Source organism: Psychroflexus lacisalsi, assembly GCF_020164495.1.
Lineage (GTDB): Bacteria > Bacteroidota > Bacteroidia > Flavobacteriales > Flavobacteriaceae > Psychroflexus > Psychroflexus lacisalsi.
The window spans coordinates 1-3,723 of record NZ_JAIQYZ010000013.1; the positions used below are offsets into that span (position 1 = coordinate 1).

3 protein-coding genes are annotated in these 3,723 nt (G+C 30.5%); all 3 read right to left on the reverse strand.

Annotation, left to right across the window (positions count from 1 at the left end; translation table 11 throughout):
- Positions 1-260: 260 nt before the first annotated feature.
- Positions 261-2,420: a nuclease-related domain-containing DEAD/DEAH box helicase gene (locus tag LB449_RS13690; RefSeq protein ID WP_224455683.1), complete on the reverse strand. Its 2,160-nt coding sequence runs from the start codon at positions 2,418-2,420 to the stop codon at positions 261-263.
- Positions 2,421-2,592: 172 nt separating this feature from the next.
- Positions 2,593-3,069 carry a helix-hairpin-helix domain-containing protein gene (locus tag LB449_RS13695; protein ID WP_224455684.1) on the reverse strand — a complete coding sequence of 159 codons (477 nt, stop codon included), beginning with the start codon at positions 3,067-3,069 and terminating at the stop codon, positions 2,593-2,595.
- Positions 3,070-3,101: 32 nt separating this feature from the next.
- On the reverse strand, positions 3,102-3,575 hold the full coding sequence (locus tag LB449_RS13700) for a VOC family protein (RefSeq protein ID WP_224455685.1): 474 nt from the start codon (positions 3,573-3,575) through the stop codon (positions 3,102-3,104).
- Between the last annotated feature and the right edge of the window lie 148 nt (positions 3,576-3,723).

The window sequence follows — 3,723 nt, forward strand, 5'->3', positions numbered from 1 at the left end:
ATCAACGTTTGAAAATACATTTTCACGATGCTAATCGCAAAAGACTTGAGCACTAGCGTGCCCATATCATCCTTTTTTAACTTCAGAACTACATCCGTTCCAAAAAGGCGTCTCAATTAAATGCAACGGTTAGTATATGAAAAGTAGGTGATTTCGAAGTACTAAACTTTCGGTTAAGCACAAAGTTTGATACGAGCCACAAAGCTCGAATTTAGCACTAATTCGCCTATTTTTTATATACATTGTTGTGTTTTCGTACTTTATTTCACTTTGTCTATTAGTGTTCTTAATTTTTTATCATACTCTTCATTTCCAAAGTTTATTATGACCAAATTCGCTCGACTTCTTGTTATACCTGTATATAGAATCTCGTCAAAAGTCATTTGCATTTTAGTGAACTTTTTTTCAAGAATTAGAAAAAGTGTTTCACTTTCCCATCCTTTAAAACTGTGTACTGTCGATATTTTCACAGTTCCACTATTCATATGAAAGTGTATTTTTTTATTGTTTCTAATCATATTCAGATTGCTGGTCTGTCTTTTTGGACCAAAATCTTTTATGAAATCTTTTATTTCAGATTCATACTTTTCACGAAATGCTAAATAGTCTTTTGTTGTTGTTTTGAATTTTAAAGAATAAAAGTCAAGTTTATCTTTAAATCTATCGCCATATTCTTTGTATAAATCATAGATTGTAAAAAGCACACTTAGTTGATTGAATGCGTTATCTGTCTTATAATCATTTTGGCGTTTTATTAATGCTATTCCGTCTTTTAGCCAAATTGGGTGATTATTTTGTTTAATGTAGTTCAATCCTATTCGATAAACCATTTCAAATGTTTCAAACATTGTATTTGTTTTTTCATTTGAAGAATAGCGGTAATAAGCATCAAATTTTTTAAGAAGTGAAATTGAATGACCGAGTATGGTTATGTCGTTTGGTGGCACATCTTTATTTATCGCATTTTCGTGAATTATTGTATACAAACTGGCTACATTATCTGTATTTGTTAAGTGTATATAATTTAGGCTACCTTGTTGATTTCTGCCAAAATCAAATTCTAAATTATTTGCTTTTTCGTTAAAGTTATCAATTTCATACTTGTCTTTAAAAATGTCTTTTTGGTAATGTATTGCTAAGTCCTTAATCTTGAAATCTGAACGGAAACAATTTTTTAGTTCAGTTACACCTCTGACATTTGTAGAAATATCCTTTCCGTCTGTTGTATTATTGTATATGTTTTGCTTTACATCTCCAAATAGTACGTATTCTCCATTTTCACTTAAAAAACATTCTTTTATTATTTCCATCCAAGCTCTTTTATAATCTTGAATTTCATCAATTAGAATAACGTCATACGTTTTAATATCTTCTTTTCGTTCAAGAAAGAGTGCTTTATTTGAATAGAATTTACTTTCAAAGAAATTATCTTTTTCATCTTCGCTCAATTCATTAAAGTCCTTTGGTACTTGAACAGGAATACCGAGGTTGTTCAGTTCTGATGTAATGAATAAATGATAATTAGATATAACGAAGTTTTCCCAAGGGAACTCTTCTCGTACATCACTAATTTTGTCTTTGATATAATTTCTTAAAGTAATATTGTAGGTTAAAATAAGAACATTTCCATTTGTTCGTTTGTGTGCTTGTACTGCTCTGGCAGCTAAGATTGTTGTTTTACCTGATCCAACAACACCTTTAATTCTTTGTTCTTTCTTGTTAGATTCATAAATGATTTCTAATTGTTTTTGGCTGTATCTGATTTCTTTTCCTTGTTCTTTTAAATGGATAGGTGGTTTTAAGAATCGCTTAAAGCTTTCATAAATATCATCTGTAAATAGAAATGAAGTTCTATCAGATTTTAAATATCTGTTTTTTAGAATTTTATCTAAATCAAATTGATTCAAATTGTCTCGCCCAATTAAGTCAATATTATATTTTAAAAAGGTTTGATATTTTCTGTCTTCTTCGAATGGCTTAACAAGCATTTCATTTATCTGCTCGGAATTTGCTTTATGAAAATATACAGCCGAGGATACTATGTTGAAATTTCTAATATCTTTAATTTTTTTCTCTAATAACTTGTCAATGTGTAGTTCATAAAGATTGTCTTTGTATTTTAAGACTTGAGAAATTGGGGATTTAGAAGTTTTTGCGTTATTGCTCTTGATTACAAAGTTTTTTCTGTCATCAAGTTTGTATAAATCTAAATTGTAATCTTTAACTTCAATAACCATTACACCAAACCCTTTCCGCATAATTACTATGTCGGGTCTATCTCCATTCATATATGGGTTAAAGTAAATCTCGAAAGAAGAATCAAGCTCTTTGTTTAAAAACTTTAATAAGTGCAATTCTCCTTCTTCGGGCTTGACTTTCATAGTCAAAATATTTTCAAAAGAAGGAATTAATGTCGCCATTTATAATTTTAGTTTGAAGTCGTTCTCGTATGAAACACAACGGGATTGTATAAGATTAGTTGCGTTGATTTAGCTATAAATTTAGTAAATACAAACTGAATAGAAAATCCGCGAGGATTTTCGTAAGTATGCATGCACTAGCAATTAATTTTATACGGTGTTAGCAACTGCCTTATTCCACGTTTAATGCTTCTGTCCAATTTATTTTTGGTCTGTCTTTTGGATAGCCAATTTTCGTTCTATATTCCTTTCTTTCATTCGTGAAATTCCACCATTTTTTCGAGTAATCTTTATTTTTGGCAAAATCAACTGCCAATCTAAATTGGTCTTCCACGCAAGGGTCGGTTTTGTAACCTTTCTTTTTTTCATAATGGTCAGTCAATTCCGCACCACTTTTTCCATTTAATTCCTCAATGCTGTAATAACCTAAAAAAACCAAATCTTTTGCAAATTCAATTCCGATTGACGGAATTTGTTGAAAATCGGCTAAAGCATAAATTTCCTTTGCTCTTACATCTGAAACATTTAATAAAACTGCTAATTCGTCAGAAGCATATTCCAAAATTTCGGATTTCTTTATTTTGTTCTTTCGCAGATTTGTTCTTTCGTTATCAGAAAGTTCCAATTTTATGTTTGTCTTTCTTTTCATAATTTTCCAATTTTAGAATATTGTAAAATCGGTTATTCTTTTAGTTTGAAATACGGATTGTAAATCAGTCCAATTACGTTACCAAATGGGTCTTTTAGCGTTGCGGTCATCATTTCTCCACCTGTATTATAAGGTTTTTCATTTTCTGTTGCTCCCAATGATATAAGTCGGTCATAAACCTCTTGGATTTTTTCAACTCCCCAATATGAAACAACGCTTTCTATTTTTTCGCCTTTTGCTCCTTCTTCTGGCTGAAGTCCCAATTCATATCCGCCAATATTAAATCCAACATGATAGGGTTCGTCAAAATAGGCTTTCGTTTCAAATGCTTTTGCATACCAATCTCTTGCTTTTTCGATGTCGCTAACTTTGTAGATTGTGGTTCTCAAACCTAAAATTGATGTTTTTTTCATATTTTTTTCAGTTGGATTTGATTCGATTTTTTCTTGAGAATAACCAAATTGAACTAATAAGGTTAAAATTCCGATGAATATTATTTTTTGCATTACGGTCTGTTTTGGTTGTTGCTAACGTCCCTGTATATGGCTCGTAGCGTGCAAATTAAACAATTAGTTTCGGATGAAGCACGAGCCGAATTTTTAAATTTTTCTTATTATCTTTTTTACTCAATAAGCCAAATTTAAAAATTTGGCG

Excerpts from the sequence above, each read along its gene's own strand:
- LB449_RS13690 (WP_224455683.1), bottom strand. The coding sequence starts at position 2,420 with ATGGCGACATTAATTCCTTCTTTTGAAAATATTTTGACTATGAAAGTC.
- LB449_RS13695 (WP_224455684.1), bottom strand. The coding sequence starts at position 3,069 with ATGAAAAGAAAGACAAACATAAAATTGGAACTTTCTGATAACGAAAGA.
- LB449_RS13700 (WP_224455685.1), bottom strand. The coding sequence starts at position 3,575 with ATGCAAAAAATAATATTCATCGGAATTTTAACCTTATTAGTTCAATTT.